This window comes from Faecalibacterium duncaniae (assembly GCF_010509575.1).
Classification (GTDB): Bacteria; Bacillota; Clostridia; order Oscillospirales; family Ruminococcaceae; genus Faecalibacterium; species Faecalibacterium duncaniae.
Window position 1 is genome coordinate 1,999,832 of sequence record NZ_CP048437.1, and the last position, 16,482, is coordinate 2,016,313.

The following is a 16,482-nucleotide window of genomic DNA, read 5'->3' on the forward strand; positions in this document are numbered from 1 at the left end:
TCTATTGAACCATATTTTCCGGCAAAGCACAAGCCGCCCACCCAAAAGTGCATCAAAATGCAAAGCGCCCCAACATGTTCTCTACCACACGTTGGAGCGCTAATTTCTGGAGCAGGATACGGGACTCGAACCCGCCGCCTACTGCTTGGGAAGCAGTCGCTCTACCGGATGAGCTAACCCTGCAGGACTGCTCCATTAGTGTAGCAAAGTGCAGCGGTTTTGTCAACAGTTTTTTCTGTCGGAACGCGGCAGGCGGAAAAAACTTGCTTTTTGCGCCAGTTGCTTTATAATGAAAGATAGATTATCACAATGGAAGGAATTCTACATGATCTTTGTGCCCATGCTGCACTATCTGCAGAACAAAAACTCATTCAGCGGCAACGAGGACGGGATGCGCTATCTCATCACCCCGGGCAAGCGCTCCGTCCCCGACCCAGACGGCAGCGAGGAGGCCAAAAAAGAAGAGGCCATCCTCACGGTGGATCTCTGGCCCGAGCCGTGGACGCTGGACAAGACCGATCCGGCCCTGCGGCGGCGGGAGATTTTCCCGATGACCGAAGAGGGCCGCACCGCAGTCGCCCAATATCTGAACGATGCCTACAACGCCGAACCGGAACGCTGGAGCGCCCACCCGTCCATCCTGGACTGCGAGCCCTGGACACCGCCCGCACCGGAACCGGATGCCGAGACACAACACTGAGGTGCACCATGATCTATCGACTGAAAGAATTCAAGGGTGACACCATCCCGGTGCCGCAGCTGGTCTTTTCCAAGCTGGGCATTGCGGAGGAATATAACGTCCGGGTGGCTCTGTATGTGCTGGCCACCGGTATCACTGACCCGGAGAAGCTCTGCGCTGACTTAAAGCTCCGCAGCAAGATGACCGCCGAGAGTGCCCTGTCCTTCTGGGCCGGTGCGGGTCTGCTGGAACGGTACGAGGAGAACGCCGCCCCGGGCGAGGAGCCCACAGCCCCTGCCCCCATGACCTGGAGCGAGATCGCAGCGGCCAGCCGCACCGACCCCATGATCTCCTCCCTCATCGACTGCGCCCAGACCAGCTTTGCCCGCCCGCTGACCCACCCTGAAATGGAAAAGCTGGTAAACTTCTATGTGCAGGAGGCCTTTGCACCCGAGACCGTCATGCTCTGCGTGGCCTATGTGGCCAGCCGGGGCAAGCGGACGATGGGTGCCGTCAGCCACGAATTGAAGGTCTGGCGGGCCGAGGGTGTGGAGACCGGCGAACAGGCCGACGCACACCTCCAGCTGCTGGCCCTGCGCGCCCAGCGGGAGCAGTACGTCAGCGGCCTGCTGGGCATTGCCGACACCGAGCTGACCCTTGGCGGGCGCAAGGCCATTGCCCGCTGGTACGAGGTCTACGGCTACGATGATGCCATGGTGCAGGAAGCCGCCATACAGGCCGGACCCAAGCGGGATCTCTGGTACTGGAACAGCATCCTCAAGACCTGGAACGCCAAGGGCCTGCGCACCGTCCACGATGTGCGGGGCCCGGTGGCCGGGATGGGTGCCAGCCGGAACCTCCGGGTGGACCGCGCCGAACCCAGCGGAAACGATTTTCTCAAGAACGCTGCCCGCCGCCGTCCGCTCCGCAAAAAGACGGACACGCCTGCAGAATAAGGAGCTTTTATGCGTACCAAACAGGAACTGTATCAAGCCGCCCTGCGCACGGTGGCTCTGCGGCGGCAGACCGCCCGCGCCAATGCCGAGGATGCCCGGCTGGAGGCGGAGGCCGCCATCCCGGCCCTGCGCCACGCTGAGGACGAGGTGCGGGTGCGGGGCATCCGCTGCGCACTGGCAGGCGCTGCCGGAAAAGACCGCACCGAAGCCGCCGCCGCACTGAGCAAAGCCCGACAGGAGCTCACCGCCCTGCTGGCCGCCAGCGGCCGCCCCGCGGATGCGCTGGAGCCCAAATTCACCTGCAAGCTGTGCCAGGATACCGGCAGCGTGCAGGGCCGCACCTGCACCTGCGTTCACAAGCTGATGCAGGGTCTGCGGCGGGAGGAGATCGAGGCGCTGTCCAGCCTGTCCATTTCCAGTTTTGACACCATGGAGCTGCGGTACTACCCCAACACCATGGACGAGAAGCTGGGCGAGCCTGTCCGCACCTACATGGGCGGCCTGCTGGAGGATCTGCGCAGCTACGCCGAGGAATTCGACCATAACAGCGAGAGCCTGATGCTTTTTGGCAACGCGGGGCTGGGCAAGACCCACGCTGCCCTCGCCATTGCAGGCATCGTGTTGCAAAAGGATTTTGACGTGATCTACGTTTCCAGCCCAGACTTCTTCGGCAAGCTGGAAAACGCCCGCTTCGACTCCTCCGAGGATGCCGAGACCCTGCTGCGCACCGCCTCAGCCGCCGACCTGCTGATCCTGGACGATCTGGGCACCGAATTCGTCACCCCCTACTTCATCACCACTTTTTACAGCCTGCTGAACAACCGCCTGGGAGCCGGTCTGCCCACCATCGTCACCACCAACATTGCGGATGGTTCCCTGCTGGAAAAGCGATACACCGAAAAGATCTCCAGCCGCCTTTCCTCCTTTGTCCCCTGCCTGTTTGCGGGCGAGGACATCCGGGGCCTGAAAGCGGCGGAGTAAGACAAGGAGGTTTCCCCCATGAGCTTTGAGCGCACTACGTCCTGCGGCGTGATCTCCGGCACGGCCTGCCAGTGGCCGGGCGTTGCCGCTTACAAGGGCATCCGCTACGCCACCGCCGGGCGGTGGGAGTTCCCCGTCCCCGTCACCCACTGGGACGGTGTCTACGATGCCACCCGGTACGGTGCCTGCTGTTACCAGCCCCGCGCCTTCTATGACGAAGCCGCCGCACCCGGAAAAGCCTTCTACTACAACGAGTTCCGCAAGGGCGAGACTTACACTTATAGCGAGGACTGCCTGTTCCTGAACATCTGGGCTCCTGCCGATACAGCTCCCGGGGACAGACTGCCGGTCATCTTCTACATTCACGGCGGCGGCTTTACCGGCGGCTGCGGCCACGAGAAGCACTTCGGCGGCCCCGTCTGGCCCACCAAAGGCTGCGTGGCTGTGACCATCAACTACCGGCTCGGCCCCATGGGCTTTGTCTGCCTGCCCGAGCTGGCCGATGAGGCCGGATCCACCGGCAACTATGCCCTTCTGGATCAGCTGGCGGCCCTGCAGTGGGTGCGCGCCAACATCGCTGCCTTTGGCGGTGATGCCAACAACATCACCATCATGGGCCAGAGCGCCGGTGCCATGAGCGTCCAGCAGCTCGTCCTCTCCCCCATCACCAGGGGGCTGTTCTCCAAGGCTGTGATGAGCAGCGGCGGCGGCGTGAGCCAGATGCTGACGGCCAAGCCCGCCGAAGCCCACTACCCGTTCTGGAAGCAGGTCATGGAGACCGCCGGGTGCAGCACGCTGGCCGAGTTCCGTGCCCTCGCCCCCGCCAGACTGTTTGCAGCCTGGGATGCCGTCCGCACCCAGCCCCAGTTCAAGGGTCTGGGCTGTGAGCCTGTGGTGGATGGCCGTTTCCAGGTCAAGACCGGCCCTGAGACGCTGGCTGCCGACGAACAGCACCATATTCCTTACCTCATTGGCTTCACCAGCGAGGATATCGTTCCGCCCTATCTCTACCAGATGGCTCAGGACTGGTGCGCCCGGAACGCCGACAGCTATGGCTGGTTCTTCGACCGCCAGCTCCCCGGTGATGACCGTGGTGCCTGGCATTCCAGCGACCTGTGGTACTGGTTCGGCACGCTGGCTCACTGCTGGCGGCCCTTCGCTGAGAAGGACACCGCCCTCAGCGCTCAGATGGTGGATTACCTGACCAACTTTGCCAAGACAGGTAACCCCAACGGCGCAGACCTGCCCCAGTGGCAGACTGTTACCGCCCAGCAGACCGATTTTCTCCGTTTGGGTGAGGAGCCCACCCACATGGGCAGCGTGGATGTCCAGAAGCTCCTCTTGACAATGCAGAACGTCCCCGCCGTGGGGGAATAAGCCCCCGCCCGAATCACCTCAAACCCCAGAAAAAACAATATCCCCCGCTGCTGACGTGCCATAACACGCTTTGCAGCGGGGGATATTTTATGCTCTCTTCTTCAAATAATACCCAATGCCGATGGCATCTGCCAGTGCCCAGCCGATGGGCACACTGAGCCAGATGCCGGTAACACCCAGCGGCGTGGCAGAAAGCAGATAGGCCAGCGCCACACGGGTGCCAAGGGAAGCAATGGTCAGGATGACCGACATCCCCGGCTGATTGACCGCCCGGTAGTAGCCGTAGAGCAGGAAGAGCACGCCAATGCCGATGTAGCATGCACCCTCGATGCGGAGGTATTGTACGCCCGCCGCGATGATCTCGGTCTGAGCCGGGTCGATGAAAATCCCCATGAGCGGGGCGGCAAAGGCGCAGACCAGCACGCTGATGACGATGCAGAACACCGCGCTTGTCAGCCCGGCACTGCGGATCCCTTTTTTGATGCGGTCCGGCTGGTTGGCTCCGTAGTTCTGGGCCACATAGGTCGAGAAGGCGTTGCCAAAATCCTGCACCGGCATATAGGCAAAGGAATCGATCTTCACCGCCGCCGCAAAAGCCGCCATGATGACCGTGCCGAAGCTGTTGACCAGACCCTGCACCATCAGGATGCCAAAATTCATAATGGACTGCTGAACGCTGGTCATCACCGAAAGATTCAGGATATTGGCAAGGTTCTTCCGGTCCCACCTGCAGTCTGTCCGTTTCGGGCAGAGCTGCGGGAACTTTTTCAGGGTGTACAAGCCGATGCCCACCCCGGACACATACTGGGAAAAGACAGTTGCCACGGCGGCCCCCTTCACGCCCCAGTCAAGCACAAGGACACAGACCAGATCCAGGATCACGTTCAGGATGGCTGATACGGCCAGGAATGCCAGCGGCACCACGGAATTGCCGATGGCCCGCAGAAGGTTTGCGAAATAGTTATACAAAAAGGTGGCCGCAATGCCCAGAAAAACGATGAACAGGTAGTCCTTCATCAGCGGGCAAAGCTCTGCGGGCACCCGCAGCACCCACAGAATGCCGTTCAGCCCCAGATAGACCAGCAGGTTGAGCATCAGGGCGATGCCCGCAATGAGCAGGAAGGACTGGAACACGCTCTGCCGCATCTTCTCGGTCTCGCCGCTGCCGTACTGCATGGACACAGCCGCACCGCTGCCCATGCACAGGCCCAGCAGGATCGAGGTGAGGAAGGTCATCAGGGTATAGGATGACCCCACCGCCGCCAGCGCATCCGCGCCGAGGAAGCGGCCCACCACCCAGGTATCGGCAATGTTGTACATCTGCTGCAGCAGGTTGCCGAACATCAGCGGCAGGGCAAACAGCAGGATATTCTTTGTAATGGGTCCTTGGGTCAGACTGTGCTGCATGGGGATCATTTTCTCCTATTCCTATCTCAGACATTTCAGCAGAATTTTGCGCGGTATTCCTTGGGTGTGCAGTGCTTGATCTCCCGGAAGGTCTTAATGAAGTAGCTGCCATCTGCAAAGCCGCACTCCATCCCGATCTCGCCCGTCTTGAGCCGGGTGGAGCGGAGCAGCTCGGCGGCCTTTTCCACCCGGAACTGCTTGACATACTGGATGGGCGTGATGCCCAGCATCTGCCGGAAGCTGCGCAGGCAGGCGCTCTCGCTCAGGGCCACGCTGGCCGCGATGCGTTCCACGGTCAGCTCCTCGGCATAGTGCTCCTCCACAAAGCGGAGCATCTGCTTCATCCGCTCGGCGGCGATCTGCTCCTGCTGGGAGACCTTGGTCTTGCCGCCCACGCACTGGGTGCTCAGCAGCCGCAGCGCCGCAGAGAGATAGTAACGCACCCGGTTCTCGTAATCAAAGGGCTCCACGGCAACCGCCTGCCAGGCTTCCCGCAGGCAGGCAAGCACCTGCGCCTGCCAGGGCACAGCCTCATCCAGCAGAAAAAACGCCGGGGCATCCGGCTGGAGCATGGGTCGGATGAGCTTCTGCCAGAAGATGGTGTCCATTCCACCCACCAGCCGGGGATGGAACACACCCGAGTGAAGCAGGGCCTCCCCTTTTTCCGCCTGCTCCACCGCGTGGAGGATGCCGGAGTTCAGGAACACGCCCTGATTCGTCTGCAGGGTCACCCGGGTCTTGTTCACGTCCACCGTCAGGGGGCCTTTCATGGCCAGAATGTACTCAAACTCCTCGTGCCAGTGCCAGGCCACCGAATAGCTTTTCAGGTTCTCCGCGTAGCAGGCAATGGGGAACAGGGCGCTGCCATGCTGGACCATTTCCCGCCCCTCGGCATCGGCCACAACATCCTGCTGGAAGGTCAGCCCGGTAACGATATTGGCAGCAGAGACACAGCTTGTCTGAAACGCCATATTGAACAATTCCTTTCCGCAATACTTTGAATATTTTTTGTCAATGCCGATTTTGTTGTACAAATCGGGTGTTTTTGTTCTATCTATCGTGCCGGTTTCGTGGTATTATTTCATCAGAACCAGCAAGCACAGTATAACACCGCAGGGGGCGGAAAACAACCCCCGGCGCGGCTTGATCCGGTTCCCGAGAAGCGTTCCCCACGGGCAGCCTGGCCCGGGAGACTCTTCCAGAATAAAACATTTCTTTGTGGGAGGTATTTTTATGCTTCGCATCCAGTATCTTGATAAAGACCGTTTCATGCAGCAGGTAGCCGCCAGCCGCGGCAGTGTGCTCCTGCACCTGGCCAATGGCGAGACCTGTGACCTGAAAAAGGACAGCGCCGCCACCGAGCTGTTCCAGATGATGGACGCTCCCTCCAAGGGCTTTGACATCTCTGTCACCGACCCTGCTGATGTCACCGGCTTTCTGCACTACATGCTTGAGGCCGGCCGCAGAGAGCGCGCCGCCTGCTGACCCTTCGACATTCTCCTTTTTTCGCATATTACAGCAATGTAAAACGCCCGCTCCGGGGTCAGAAGCCGGAGCGGGCGTTTTACGTTTGTTCTGTTACAGGATGCACCGGCTGATGGCCCGTGCCACCGCCAGCAGCTCATCCTGCCCGATGAAGCCGAACTTTGCCTCGTGCTCATCCGCAAAGCAGACCGTCAGCTCCGAGGTCTGCAGCGGGTCACCGAAGCCTGCCGTCTTGATGCCGTAATGCAGGATCTTGCGGTAGGGCAGCACAAAGATCTCCTGCCGGGTACCGGTCATCCCCTGCATATCCACCATAAAAATGCGGTGGGTGGTGAACACAGCCTGATCGCGCACGGTCTTGTAAGCGCCCACGATCTGCTCACCGTCCAGCAGCAGCTCCTGCACATTTTTGCAGATCTCCTTTTCCTTGATGCGGATGAGGTTCTGCATCGGTTTGTCCCGAAATTCCATAACACACTCCCCTTTCGGCTTGTCCGGATGTTTGGTCAGCCCCATTGTAGCATCTCAGGCGGCAGTTGACAAGCCTTTGCGCTCCCTCTCGCCTTTTTGTTCCGGATGTGCTATACTGGGCAGGAACATCACAATCACCCGGGAAATGAGGTTTTGACCCATGGAGATCATCATCCATCAGGCAATTTTGCATGTGCTGGACACCACGCTGGACGCGCCGGTGCTCAGCGGCGGCGGCATGGAGCTGACTGCCGAAAAGACCGCCTACTTACAGAATCATATCGAAAAGCTGCTGGCCAGCGATGAGATCCGCCAGTGCCGCCCCCTGCCGGATTCGGCTTTCCGGAACGAGCTGGAACACAATCAGGATTTCATTGATCTGTCCTGCCGCATTGCGGGGGTGCTGTTCGATTACATGCACGCCCACACCACCATCCCCGGGGCGGACCTGGCCGTGGTGGATTTCACCCGGGACGGCGCGCCCTGGCTGGGCATCCTCAAGCTGAACTATAAAAACGGCTACACCCACTACACCGAGACCGTGGAAGGTGCCCCGGTCAACTCCATCATCCAGCAGCGGGCCTGCCTGCCCACCCAGAGCGGCAAGGTGGAGGAGGGTGCGCTTGTCAACCTGACGGACTACTCCATGCGCCTGCTGGAAAAGAAATACGACATCGACGGCCATAAGGAGTTCTACCTCTCCTCTGTTGTGTTCCAGTATACCCAGGCCGAGCCCGAGAAAAAGAAGCTGCAGGCCATTCAGGAGGCCGCCGCACAGGCTGTGAAGGATGCCTATGAGGACGAGCCTCATGCCGACGCGCAGGTAGCCATGCTCATTGCCAACCAGGCTGCCGACAACGACAATCAGGTATCGGTGGAACAGGTGCGCCAGCAGCTGGCCGAGGAATACCCGCTGGCCGCGGTGCCCTTTGATGACTATGTGGAGAAGAGCGAGGTGCTGGAAGAGGCAGCCGCCCCTGTCACCGTGACCCCTGCCCGCATCCGCCGGATGGAGAGCCGGAGCATCCGCACCGCCAACGGCATCGAGGTCAAGATCCCCACCGAGCTGCTGAACTCCGATTCCGAGCTGGAGTTCCTCCACGATCCGGACGGCAGCGTTTCCCTGCTCATCAAAAATGTGATCCTGTAAGCCGCCGCAGATGGCGTTTTCCCTCTCTGCGCGCTGGTACTCACCGCCCTGATGTAACAGATCACCAAAACAGCCTCAGCCCTTGGGAGATCGGGCTGAGGCTGTTTTTTCGTCCGTATGATCAGCGGTTTTTGCGCTTGTTCCGGTACATATCCCGGTCGGCAGCATGGTAGACTGCGGTATAATCAAAAGGGCCTTCTGTCACAGTGTGGTATCCAAAGGCAACATCCAGCTTGAGGCGGTCGTCGCTCTGGCGGGCCAGCTCCCCGTGCAGCCTCTCGATCAGCTGTTCGGCCTCTTCTGCAGAGAAGTGGCTGCAGGCAATGAGGAATTCATCGCCGCCCATCCGCAGGGCCACGCTCTCAGGCGGCAGGTTTTCCCGGATCACCCGGCCCACCCGCTTGAGCAGCAGGTCGCCGTACTCGTGGCCGTAGGCATCATTCACACGCTTCAGGTAATTGCAGTCGCCCATAATGATCGTGATGGGCATGATGGCTCCCTTCAGCTGCTCGGCACCCTTTACCTTCAGGTAGTTGCGGTTATACAGACCGGTCAGTTCATCGTGGATGGCCCAGTTCTCGGCCTGTTTTTCCAGCCGCACCCGCTCCGTGATATCACCAATAAGCCCCACGATGCCGATGATCTTTCCCTCCAGCACAACGGGGTTCTTTTTGATCTGATAGTATGCCGTCCCATCCTCCCGGGGCACCTCGGTGATAAAGCTGGTTCCCTTGCCGGTGGCAAGCACCTTCTGGTCCTGCTCATAATAAAAGCGGGCCTGTTCCTCGCTGCTCCAGATCTCCAGATCTGTCTTGCCCAGCACATCCTCTTCCTGCCCTTCTCCGTAGGGGAAGAAAGTCCTAACGTCCGAAATAAAAAGATAACGGCATTCCGTATCCTTGAAAAAGAGGTTCGCCGGTGTACTGCGCAGAAAGGTCATCACTTCTTCGTAGCCGAGCGCATCGCTCCACTGCATCCTGTGGCCCCTCCTTTCCATTTCTCTTTTTTATTATTTTACCATATTCTATTATACGAGCGATGCACCTGTTTTGCAAGTGTTAATTGTGCTCCCTCGACGATCCGGAAGCGGACAACTCCACCCCCGGTGCAGACAGAAAAGGCCGCTGACCCATCTCAGGTCAGCGGCCTTTCTGTCTGCGTTTATTCGGCTGCGTTCAGCTGCGCCTTGTGGTATTGCAGGGTGTACAGCTGGTAGTAGCGGCCATGCCGGGCCAGCAGCTGCTGGTGGGTGCCCTGCTCCAGAATTTTACCGTGGGACAGCACGATGATGTTGTCCGCATGCTGGATGGTGGACAGCCGGTGGGCCACAATGAGCATGGTGCCCACGGTGCGCATCTTTTCCAGCGAATCCTGAATGAGCAGCTCCGTCTCGGTGTCGATGTTGGCGGTAGCCTCGTCCAGGATCATCACGCTGGGCTTATGGATGATGGTGCGGGCAAAGCTGAGCAGCTGCCGCTGCCCAGCGGAGAAGTTGTTGCCGCGCTCACGCACCTCTTCGTCCAGCCCGTGGTCCAGCTTGTTGATGAACTTGTCGGCATTGACGTAGCGGCAGACCTCCATGATCTCGCTGTCGGGGATACCCTCTTCCCGCAGGACGATGTTGGAGCGGATGGTGCCCGAGAACAGGAACACGTCCTGCAGCATCTGGCCGAAGTGCCTGCGCAGGGAGGAGATCTTGATCTTGCGGATGTCGATGCCGTCGATCAGGATCTGGCCCTTCTGGAACTCGTAGTTCCGGCAGATCAGGGAGAGGATGGTGCTCTTGCCGGAGCCGGTGGAACCCACAAAGGCCACGGTCTGGCGGGCATCCACATGGAAGGAAACGCCCTGCAGCACCCACTCGCCGGGAACGTAGCTGAACCACACGTCCCGGAACTCGATCTCGCCCTTCACCTCGTTCAGCTCAATGGCATCGGGGGCATCCTGCATCCTGGGCTGGATGTCCATGATGGAGAACACCTTTTCTGCCGATGCCAGCGCCGACTGCAGCCAGTTGAACTGCTCGGCCAGGTTCTGGATGGGGGTGAAGAACTTGGAGATGTACATATAAAAGGTGACGATAGTGCCGCTGGAAATGGTCTGCCCCAGAAAGCTGACGTTGTTCAGGTGACCCATGCCGCCCAGATAGAACAGGCACAGGATCGAGCTGACATAGAGCATATACACCAGCGGACGGAACACGCTGAACACGAAGATCTGTTCCTGATTGGCCCGGGCCAGCTTCTGGCTCTTCTGGCGGAAGTCCTCCATCTTCTCGTCCTCCCGGCCAAAGATCTGGGTGACCTTGATGCCGGACAGGTTTTCGGACAGATAGGTATTGATATCGGTGGTCGCGTTCTTGAGCTTGCGGTTGGCGCGGCGGGAGAACTTGCGGAAGATGACCGTGAAGATCACGATGAAGGGCACAAAGCAGAGCACCATCAACGTCAGCTCGTAGTTCAGGCAGAGCATGGCCACCAGAATGCCCAGAATGACAAAGCTGTTCTTGGTCAGCTGGACCAAGAGGTTGGTGAACATCATGGAGATGGCGTTGGTATCGTTGGTCACACGGGTGACCAGCTTGCCCACCGGGATCTCGTTGAGCTGCTCGTGTGCCAAAGATTCAATGTGGCTGAACAGATCCTCGCGCAGATCGGAGATGATGCGCTGACCCACCCGCTGCAGGATCACGGCCTGCAGGTAGGTGCTGCCCATGGAGAACACCAGCACGCCTGCATACACTGACACGCCCAGGAAGAGGGCGCGGAGTTCAAACTCCCCGGCCACCAGCTCCTCGATGCGGCCCACGATGAGGGGTGAAATGATATCGTAGGCAATGGAGAAGAGCATCAGCAGGCCCACGATGAGGAATTTGCTCAGGTAGGGCCGGGCATAGCGGGCAAGGCGGCGCATGATCTCGCCGTCCTCCATGTTGCGCTCAAAGCCCATAGCGGTCTTTTTGTCCTTGGCGGCGGCATAAGCTGCCACCAGCAGGGCGGTGATCACGCCGATGACAGCGCCCACCAGAACCAACGGATTCAGATGCATCATGCGTTTTCGCCTCCCTTCGTCTCATCCTCCAGCCGCTGCAGATCGACCATCCGGCGGTACTCCGGGCAGGAAGCATACAGCTGATCATGGGGGCCGACGGCTTCCACCCGGCCCTCGTTGAGGAAGATGATCTTGTCCAGCCGCTCCACCGTGGAAATGCGGTGGGCAATGAGCAGGGTGGTCTTGCCTGCCCGGCTGTTCTTGAGGTTGTCCAGAATGATCTTCTCGGTGCTGGTATCCACCGCCGAGACGGAGTCATCCAGGATCAGGATGGGCGCGTCCTTGAGCAGGGCGCGGGCGATGGAGATGCGCTGTTTCTGGCCGCCGGACACCGTCACGCCGCGTTCGCCCAGAACGGTCTCGTAGCCGTCCTTGAAATCCACGATATTATCCCGCACATCGGCCATGCTTGCCGCCCGCTCGATGTCCTCGGGGGTGGCATCGTCCACACCAAAGGCAATGTTGTGGGCGATGGTGTCCGAGAACAGGAAATTATCCTGCGGAACGTAGGCACAGGCATTGCGCACCGAGTGGATGGAAAGGCTGTTCACATCCCTGCCGTCCACAAACAGGGTTCCGTCCGGCACATTATAGGTGCGCAGCAGCAGGTCCACCAGGGCGGTCTTGCCCGCACCGGTCTTGCCCACGATGCCCACGCTCTCGCCGGGCGCGATGGTAAAGGAGATATCCCGCAGCACATCGTACTCGCCGTCCGGGTAGCGGAAGTTCAGGTGGCGGAACTCGATGCCGCCTTTGGGGTCGGTCAGGTCGGCCACGCCGGGGCGGTCGGCCACATCGATGGGGGCATCCAGCAGCTCGGTGATGCGGTTCAGGGAGGCCTTGCCGCGGCTGGTCTTTTCGATCAGCATGGACACAGCCATGATGGGCCAGACGATGGCCTCAAAGTAGCCGATGTACTCCACCAGCTGGCCGGCGTTGAACCGGCCCTGATAGACCAGATAACCGCCGTAACCCAGAATGATGCAGACCACGGACTCCACGAACAGGGTCACCAGCACCTCCAGCAGGGTGGCGATCTTCGTGTAGGTCACGTTGATCTCCTCGTTTTCCTTGTTCAGCTTCCGGAAGGCCTGCAGTTCCTTGTATTCCTTGACAAAGGCCTTGATGACCGCAATGCCGGAAAAGTTCTCCTGCGCGAAATCGGAAAGGCCGGAGAAGGCCTCCTGCCGCTCCTCCCAGCGCCGGGTCATCACCTTGCTCATCTGGGTGCCGATGGCAAACATGAGCAGCGCCGGGATCAGGGCCAGCAGGGTCAGCCGCACGTCCATGGTCCACATCTTATAAAGAGCCAGCAGACCCAGGGTCAGCGCGTCGAAGAACATCAGCACGCCGTCGCCGAAGCACTCCTGAATGGTGTCCAGGTCGTTGGTGTACAGGCTCATCAGGTTGCCGACCTTGTTCACCTGATAGTACTGCTGGGACAGCCTGCGGCTGTGGTCGAACATCCGCTCCCGCAGGTCTGCCGCGACCCGCACCGCCGAGCCGAAGAAACAGATGCGCCACAAAAAGCGCCCAATGACCATCAGCACCACGATCCAGATCATGGGCAGGCAGATGTGCTGCAGCAGCACCTCTTTGGTAAAGAGCAACGTCTCACCGTTCACCACCACCTGGCCAAGGTTCACCCCGTTGATGACCAGCCGGTAGAGCTGCGGGATCAAAAGCTGGATGTAATCCACCGTCAGCAGGGCGGCAAGGCCCAGCAGCAGTACGGGAGCATGCTTGAGGTAATACCGGTTGATGTACTTTCCGAATATCACTGCGTTTTTCCCTCCTTTTCCAATTCCAAAAAAGCTTTCAATGTACAAAAAAGCCGCTGCATCACACGACGAATCATGTTTTGCAGTGGCTTGTTTGTCTGGAGCGGCCGACGAGGCTCGAACTCGCTACCTCCACCTTGGCAAGGTGGCGCTCTACCAGATGAGCTACGGCCGCATATAAAGTGCCTCCGATCGGAATCGAACCAATGACACGGGGATTTTCAGTCCCCTGCTCTACCGACTGAGCTACAGAGGCATATAAGCTGCTTCCAGAGAAGCAGCAGCGACCCGGATCGGGCTCGAACCGACGACCCCCAGCGTGACAGGCTGGTGCTCTAACCAACTGAGCTACCGGGCCACATGGTGGAAGTTAACGGGCTCGAACCGCTGACCCTCTGCTTGTAAGGCAGATGCTCTCCCAGCTGAGCTAAACTTCCACAAAATGGAGCGGCCGACGAGGCTCGAACTCGCTACCTCCACCTTGGCAAGGTGGCGCTCTACCAGATGAGCTACGGCCGCACATTTCATGTGGTCTGCCGGGGTTTCGCTCCCGGCGACGTTGGCTATTATAGCGTAAAACGCAGGCTTTGTCAACAACAAATTTCCAAAAAATCAGACTTTTTGCAAAACACGCCTGTCTGCGCCTGTTTTTCAAAAACAAAGCCGAAACCGGAATGAAACCGAAATGTTTCAGCTTTGCGGCGGCAGACACAAAGAAAATTCGGTTGCGTTCCCTTCTTAAAGAGGTTATAATAAACTTGTCAAAAAGTTGCACAAAAACACGTCTGCTGTGCCGCGCGGGCGGGCAGACGTATTTTTGTGCCGAGATTTTGCCAGAAAAAGGAGCAACCGCAATGTACAAGATCACTGAAAAGGTCGCGCTGAACCCCACCGTGACAAAGATGGTCATTGAAGCCCCGCTCATTGCCAAAAAGGCAAAGCCGGGCCAGTTCATCATTGTGCGCCCGTTTGAGGACAGCGAGCGCATCCCCCTGACCGTGGCCGGTTACGACCGTGAAAAGGGCACTGTGGATATCATTTTCCAGATCGTGGGCGGCACCACCATGGAGCTGAACAGCCTGAACGCAGGCGACAGCGTCCATGACTTTGTGGGCCCCTTGGGCCGCGCCACCGAGACCGAGGGCCTGAAAAAGGTCTGTGTTGTGGGCGGCGGCGTGGGCTGCGCCATCGCCCTGCCCATTGCCAAGGAGCTGCATGACCAGGGCTGCACCGTCCACAGCGTCATCGGCTTCCGCAATAAGGATCTGCTCATCCTCGAGGACGAGTTCAACGCCTGCAGTGACGAGCTGCGCATTATGACCGATGACGGCAGCTACGGCACCAAGGGTGTGGTCACTGCCGCTCTGGACGAGCTGGTGGCCGCCGGCAACCAGTATGATCTGGTCATCACCATCGGCCCGCTGATCATGATGAAATTCGTCGTCAAGACCTGCCAGAAGCACGGGCTGAAGAGCATTGTCTCCATGAACCCCATTATGATCGATGGCACCGGCATGTGCGGCGGCTGCCGCCTGACCGTGGGCGGCGAGACCAAGTTTGCCTGCGTGGACGGTCCCGACTTTGACGGTGACCTCGTCGATTTCGACGAAGCCATGGCCCGCGGCACCATGTACCGCCCCTTTGAGGCAAAGGCCCGCGAGAAGGCCTGCAATCTGTTCAAGACTGAGGAGGCAAAGTAAGATGGCTTTCAATATGGATCCCAAAAAGTGCCCCATGCCCACCCAGGACCCCAACGTCCGCAACAAGAACTTTGAGGAAGTTGCACTGGGCTATACCGAAGAGATGGCCGTGAACGAGGCAAAGCGCTGCATCCACTGCAAGAATAAGCCCTGCCAGACCGGCTGCCCCGTGGGCATCGATATCCCCGAGTTCATCGGTCATGTGGCCGAGGGCGACTTTGAAGCCGCCTATCAGGTCATTGCCCGCTCCTCCTCCCTGCCCGCCGTCTGCGGCCGTGTCTGCCCCCAGGAGAGCCAGTGCGAGGGCAAGTGCACCCGCGGCATCAAGAACGAGCCCGTGGGCATCGGCCGCCTGGAGCGCTTTGTGGCCGACTGGCACCGTGAAAATGTCCACACCGCCCCCATCGTGCCCGCATGGAACGGCCACAAGGTCGCCATCATCGGCGCTGGCCCTGCCGGTCTGACTGCCGCAGGCGATCTGGCCAAGCTGGGCTATAAGGTCACCGTCTACGAGGCCCTGCATGTGGCCGGCGGCGTGCTGATGTACGGCATCCCCGAGTTCCGTCTGCCCAAGGCCATCGTGCAGCAGGAGATCGACGGCCTGAAGAAGATGGGCGTAGATTTTGAGTGCAACATGGTCATCGGCAAGGTGCTGACCATCGACGAGCTGATGGACGAGTACGGCTACGAGGCCGTGTTCGTTGGCTCCGGTGCCGGTCTGCCCCGCTTCATGGGCATCCCCGGCGAGAGCCTGAAGGGCGTGTACTCCGCCAACGAGTTCCTGACCCGCTCCAACCTGATGAAGGCCTACCTGCCCACCAGCAAGACCCCCATCCGCACCGGCAAAAAGGTGGCCGTTGTGGGCGGCGGCAACGTGGCCATGGATGCTGCCCGCAGCGCCCTGCGTCTGGGTGCTGAGACTGTGTACATCGTCTACCGCCGCGGCATGGCCGAGCTGCCTGCCCGTAAGGAGGAGGTCGAGCACGCCGAGGAAGAGGGCATCATCTTCAAGACCCTGTGCAACCCTGTGGAGATCCACGCCAACGACGAAGGCTTCGTCAAGTCCATCACCTGCATTGAGATGGAGCTGGGTGAGCCCGACGCTTCCGGCCGCCGCCGCCCCATCGAGAAGAAGGGCAGCGAATTCACCATGGATGTGGACACCGTGATCATGAGCCTGGGCACCAGCCCCAACCCCCTGATCCGCTCCACCACTCCCGGCCTGGAGACCAACAAGCACGGCTGCATCGTCACCGAGGGTGACGAGGGCAAGACCAGCCGTGAGGGCGTGTACGCCGGCGGCGATGCCGTGACCGGTGCCGCCACCGTCATCAAGGCCATGGGTGCCGGTAAGGCAGCCGCCAAGGCCATGGACGAGTACATCCAGAATAAGTAACCGTGATCCCTGGCTCCCCTATTAGGAGAGCTCCGCAAGGCGCTGGCA

At 59.7% G+C, this 16,482-nt stretch carries 14 protein-coding genes and 6 tRNA genes; 8 read left to right on the forward strand and 12 right to left on the reverse strand.

Annotation, left to right across the window (positions count from 1 at the left end):
• Window positions 1-107: 107 nt before the first annotated feature.
• Window positions 108-183: transfer RNA gene (locus GXM22_RS09695), tRNA-Gly, on the reverse strand.
• A 142-nt stretch (window positions 184-325) separates the two neighbouring features.
• Here GXM22_RS09695 and GXM22_RS09700 point away from each other — a divergent pair.
• From GXM22_RS09700 to GXM22_RS09715, 4 genes are read left to right on the forward strand one after another with little or no spacing between them, the layout of a single operon-like run.
• Window positions 326-700, forward strand: a complete 375-nt coding sequence (locus GXM22_RS09700) for a hypothetical protein (RefSeq protein ID WP_035393781.1) — start codon at window positions 326-328, stop codon at window positions 698-700.
• An 8-nt stretch (window positions 701-708) separates the two neighbouring features.
• Window positions 709-1,635, forward strand: a complete 927-nt coding sequence (locus GXM22_RS09705; RefSeq protein ID WP_005932024.1) for a DnaD domain-containing protein — start codon at window positions 709-711, stop codon at window positions 1,633-1,635.
• A 9-nt stretch (window positions 1,636-1,644) separates the two neighbouring features.
• Window positions 1,645-2,616 carry an ATP-binding protein gene (locus GXM22_RS09710; protein WP_005932028.1) on the forward strand — a complete coding sequence of 324 codons (972 nt, stop codon included), beginning with the start codon at window positions 1,645-1,647 and terminating at the stop codon, window positions 2,614-2,616.
• Between the two features lie 18 nt (window positions 2,617-2,634).
• Window positions 2,635-3,993, forward strand: a complete 1,359-nt coding sequence (locus GXM22_RS09715) for a carboxylesterase/lipase family protein (RefSeq protein ID WP_005932030.1) — start codon at window positions 2,635-2,637, stop codon at window positions 3,991-3,993.
• A gap of 87 nt (window positions 3,994-4,080) precedes the next feature.
• Here GXM22_RS09715 and GXM22_RS09720 read toward each other — a convergent pair whose 3' ends face one another.
• Together GXM22_RS09720 and GXM22_RS09725 are read right to left on the reverse strand one after the other, a co-directional pair.
• Entirely contained in the window at window positions 4,081-5,400 is a 1,320-nt protein-coding gene (locus GXM22_RS09720; protein ID WP_035393930.1) for an MATE family efflux transporter, read from the reverse strand.
• 35 nt (window positions 5,401-5,435) lie between these two features.
• Window positions 5,436-6,371, reverse strand: a complete 936-nt coding sequence (locus tag GXM22_RS09725; protein WP_035393784.1) for a helix-turn-helix domain-containing protein — start codon at window positions 6,369-6,371, stop codon at window positions 5,436-5,438.
• A 262-nt stretch (window positions 6,372-6,633) separates the two neighbouring features.
• Between GXM22_RS09725 and GXM22_RS09730 the strand changes: the two genes are divergently transcribed.
• The gene (locus GXM22_RS09730; protein ID WP_097786533.1) at window positions 6,634-6,885 is read left to right on the forward strand and encodes a hypothetical protein; all 252 of its coding nucleotides are present in this window, start codon (window positions 6,634-6,636) and stop codon (window positions 6,883-6,885) included.
• Between the two features lie 93 nt (window positions 6,886-6,978).
• On the opposite strand, the gene GXM22_RS09735 is transcribed toward GXM22_RS09730, so the two are convergent.
• Window positions 6,979-7,356: a PH domain-containing protein gene (locus GXM22_RS09735; protein WP_035393789.1), complete on the reverse strand. Its 378-nt coding sequence runs from the start codon at window positions 7,354-7,356 to the stop codon at window positions 6,979-6,981.
• Between the two features lie 160 nt (window positions 7,357-7,516).
• Between GXM22_RS09735 and GXM22_RS09740 the strand changes: the two genes are divergently transcribed.
• On the forward strand, window positions 7,517-8,506 hold the full coding sequence (locus GXM22_RS09740) for a nucleoid-associated protein (RefSeq protein WP_005932044.1): 990 nt from the start codon (window positions 7,517-7,519) through the stop codon (window positions 8,504-8,506).
• 121 nt (window positions 8,507-8,627) lie between these two features.
• On the opposite strand, the gene GXM22_RS09745 is transcribed toward GXM22_RS09740, so the two are convergent.
• The 8 genes from GXM22_RS09745 to GXM22_RS09780 form a co-directional block, all read right to left on the reverse strand.
• Window positions 8,628-9,482 (reverse strand): sensor domain-containing diguanylate cyclase, encoded by an 855-nt coding sequence (locus GXM22_RS09745; RefSeq protein ID WP_242651562.1) that lies wholly within the window; start codon window positions 9,480-9,482, stop codon window positions 8,628-8,630.
• 185 nt (window positions 9,483-9,667) lie between these two features.
• Window positions 9,668-11,557 carry an ABC transporter ATP-binding protein gene (locus GXM22_RS09750; protein ID WP_099357309.1) on the reverse strand — a complete coding sequence of 630 codons (1,890 nt, stop codon included), beginning with the start codon at window positions 11,555-11,557 and terminating at the stop codon, window positions 9,668-9,670.
• Complete coding sequence (locus GXM22_RS09755) at window positions 11,554-13,338, reverse strand: ABC transporter ATP-binding protein (protein WP_163397094.1); 1,785 nt, start codon at window positions 13,336-13,338, stop codon at window positions 11,554-11,556. The genes GXM22_RS09750 and GXM22_RS09755 overlap by 4 nt, the downstream gene beginning before the upstream one ends.
• 99 nt (window positions 13,339-13,437) lie before the next feature.
• A tRNA-Gly gene (locus GXM22_RS09760) sits at window positions 13,438-13,513 on the reverse strand.
• 8 nt (window positions 13,514-13,521) lie between these two features.
• A tRNA-Phe gene (locus GXM22_RS09765) sits at window positions 13,522-13,594 on the reverse strand.
• A gap of 28 nt (window positions 13,595-13,622) precedes the next feature.
• A tRNA-Asp gene (locus GXM22_RS09770) sits at window positions 13,623-13,696 on the reverse strand.
• A gap of 3 nt (window positions 13,697-13,699) precedes the next feature.
• Window positions 13,700-13,775, reverse strand: a tRNA-Val gene (locus GXM22_RS09775).
• Window positions 13,776-13,781: 6 nt separating this feature from the next.
• Window positions 13,782-13,857 (reverse strand) — tRNA-Gly (locus GXM22_RS09780).
• A 335-nt stretch (window positions 13,858-14,192) separates the two neighbouring features.
• Between GXM22_RS09780 and GXM22_RS09785 the strand changes: the two genes are divergently transcribed.
• Both GXM22_RS09785 and gltA read left to right on the forward strand, forming a co-directional pair.
• Window positions 14,193-15,038: a sulfide/dihydroorotate dehydrogenase-like FAD/NAD-binding protein gene (locus tag GXM22_RS09785; RefSeq protein ID WP_035393563.1), complete on the forward strand. Its 846-nt coding sequence runs from the start codon at window positions 14,193-14,195 to the stop codon at window positions 15,036-15,038.
• 1 nt (window position 15,039) lies between these two features.
• The gene (gene gltA / locus GXM22_RS09790; RefSeq protein WP_005930383.1) at window positions 15,040-16,434 is read left to right on the forward strand and encodes an NADPH-dependent glutamate synthase; all 1,395 of its coding nucleotides are present in this window, start codon (window positions 15,040-15,042) and stop codon (window positions 16,432-16,434) included.
• Window positions 16,435-16,482: the final 48 nt, after the last annotated feature.

What these genes read in the sequence shown, in the direction of transcription:
- GXM22_RS09700 (WP_035393781.1), top strand. Translation starts at nt 326, where the DNA reads ATGATCTTTGTGCCCATGCTGCACTATCTGCAGAACAAAAACTCATTC.
- GXM22_RS09705 (WP_005932024.1), top strand. Translation starts at nt 709, where the DNA reads ATGATCTATCGACTGAAAGAATTCAAGGGTGACACCATCCCGGTGCCG.
- GXM22_RS09710 (WP_005932028.1), top strand. Translation starts at nt 1,645, where the DNA reads ATGCGTACCAAACAGGAACTGTATCAAGCCGCCCTGCGCACGGTGGCT.
- GXM22_RS09715 (WP_005932030.1), top strand. Translation starts at nt 2,635, where the DNA reads ATGAGCTTTGAGCGCACTACGTCCTGCGGCGTGATCTCCGGCACGGCC.
- GXM22_RS09720 (WP_035393930.1), bottom strand. Translation starts at nt 5,400, where the DNA reads ATGCAGCACAGTCTGACCCAAGGACCCATTACAAAGAATATCCTGCTG.
- GXM22_RS09725 (WP_035393784.1), bottom strand. Translation starts at nt 6,371, where the DNA reads ATGGCGTTTCAGACAAGCTGTGTCTCTGCTGCCAATATCGTTACCGGG.
- GXM22_RS09730 (WP_097786533.1), top strand. Translation starts at nt 6,634, where the DNA reads ATGCTTCGCATCCAGTATCTTGATAAAGACCGTTTCATGCAGCAGGTA.
- GXM22_RS09735 (WP_035393789.1), bottom strand. Translation starts at nt 7,356, where the DNA reads ATGGAATTTCGGGACAAACCGATGCAGAACCTCATCCGCATCAAGGAA.
- GXM22_RS09740 (WP_005932044.1), top strand. Translation starts at nt 7,517, where the DNA reads ATGGAGATCATCATCCATCAGGCAATTTTGCATGTGCTGGACACCACG.
- GXM22_RS09745 (WP_242651562.1), bottom strand. Translation starts at nt 9,482, where the DNA reads ATGCAGTGGAGCGATGCGCTCGGCTACGAAGAAGTGATGACCTTTCTG.
- GXM22_RS09750 (WP_099357309.1), bottom strand. Translation starts at nt 11,557, where the DNA reads ATGATGCATCTGAATCCGTTGGTTCTGGTGGGCGCTGTCATCGGCGTG.
- GXM22_RS09785 (WP_035393563.1), top strand. Translation starts at nt 14,193, where the DNA reads ATGTACAAGATCACTGAAAAGGTCGCGCTGAACCCCACCGTGACAAAG.
- gltA (WP_005930383.1), top strand. Translation starts at nt 15,040, where the DNA reads ATGGCTTTCAATATGGATCCCAAAAAGTGCCCCATGCCCACCCAGGAC.